Source organism: Caballeronia arationis (assembly GCF_001544975.2).
In the GTDB taxonomy this organism is placed as follows: Bacteria; Pseudomonadota; Gammaproteobacteria; order Burkholderiales; family Burkholderiaceae; genus Caballeronia; species Caballeronia arationis.
On the sequence record NZ_FCOG02000433.1, the window covers coordinates 1 to 1,432 of the forward strand.

Consider the following 1,432-nt stretch of genomic DNA (forward strand, 5'->3'; position numbering starts at 1 on the left):
AACGGCGATCAATACCTTCATCGCGAGTCGCCCGAGTACCGCGACGCCGTCAAGCGCAAGACCCACGCCTATCACGTCTTCATTCAGGCTGGCATCGTCTGCCAGGGACTGCTTCAGTACCTGGCAGCGGTATTCCCTTCACTCGTCTGGAGTTCCTTTGGATCCTGGCTGCGCACCATCCGTCCCGGCATCCCTCCATCGGAGTTGGTTGTCGCCAGTGCACTACGACAATGCCTGCCCGAATTTCTCGTGAATAGCGCCAAAACCAATTTCTTCGCGAAATTCATCGCCGAAAGGCAGGACCCTGACACCTTCGAGATGTTCCGACTGGCCACATAACCCCAAGACTGTGCCGAACTCGGCACTCTTGAGTTATTCAAACAAGCGGTCCTTATGCCCCTCTCACTGTTTACTGACTCCGCTATTTTGCGCTCTCGAAATGCCTGAGCCCACGACGCTAAGGCTCCGGTAATTTGTCCACGACACGAAGCAAAGTGGCCGCGCGCTCTACGAGGGCGAGATCGCCTTTTGAGCGGTCCGCCACTTCCTCGACGCGCCGGCGCCAGTAGGCTTTATTGACGACAGCGGTTGAACGCGACAGCTGGTCGGTCGCGTCCAGGCCGGCAAGCCGACGAACCATTTGTTCAACGTGAACCATCTCTTTGTCAAGAAGCAGGAAAGCCGGCATGGCACTGTCCTTTCTCCCCGTTCAGCGGAAGGGGCAATTAGTCGAGCTGCCACCGCGAAGCACCGTCAAGGACGAAGCCGCTTCGAAATGTTGAGGTCGTATTCATTTAAACGACTCAGGCGCCGCTTTCGGACTCGCTCAGTGCGGTAGTGCACGACGATGAATAACACGGCGACAAGCATTGCGAAGCCGGCGAAGCAAACCGTTAAAAGATGAGCGTCCATTGTATTTTTGGCAGACACGTCTGCATGGAGTCCAGGTGGTTTGCCTCCGATAGACATGCTGCTCGCGCATGTCTGATGAAGTAGCCGTCAATAACGCGGCTATTGCTATCGCGCGCAATACTCGGACCACCAGGGTTGAACCGGCTTAGGTCGGCTGTGGCAGCGATGCGCAGAGTCCCGTTGAAAGGACCCGGCATTCCTGTTGGCCGCTATGGCGTGCGCGCTTCCACCGTCCTCTTTCCGCTACGAGCCGGCCCCCTTGGAAAGCGCTTGCGGCACCCGTCGATCTGAGGGGGCTCGATAGACCGCCCTGCCTTGACACGTGGATCCTTATCGCGCGAGTGCATCTCCGGTGTCCCCGCCCGGCCTATGCGCATTGCGCCTGATAATCGACACCGATCCCGCGGCTCCTTGATCCCGCGCCGAACCCCCACTTTCTGGGTCCCAGCTTTGATGCAAGGCGCCGACGGGTCGGCACTCGGCCGGCCTCGTTTGCAAACCCGTCTGATTCACTCGAGAT

At 58.4% G+C, this 1,432-nt stretch carries 1 protein-coding gene and 1 pseudogene; one reads left to right on the forward strand and one right to left on the reverse strand.

Going from position 1 to position 1,432, the window contains the following annotated elements; all coding sequences use genetic code 11:
• Nucleotides 1-339, forward strand: a pseudogene (locus tag AWB81_RS46280) (IS4-like element ISCku4 family transposase); the annotation flags it as partial.
• 118 nt (nt 340-457) lie between these two features.
• On the opposite strand, the gene AWB81_RS42920 reads toward AWB81_RS46280, so the two are convergent.
• On the reverse strand, nt 458-688 hold the full coding sequence (locus AWB81_RS42920) for a hypothetical protein (RefSeq protein WP_062644646.1): 231 nt from the start codon (nt 686-688) through the stop codon (nt 458-460).
• Between the last annotated feature and the right edge of the window lie 744 nt (nt 689-1,432).

Excerpts from the sequence above, each read along its gene's own strand:
- AWB81_RS42920 (WP_062644646.1), bottom strand. The coding sequence starts at position 688 with ATGCCGGCTTTCCTGCTTCTTGACAAAGAGATGGTTCACGTTGAACAA.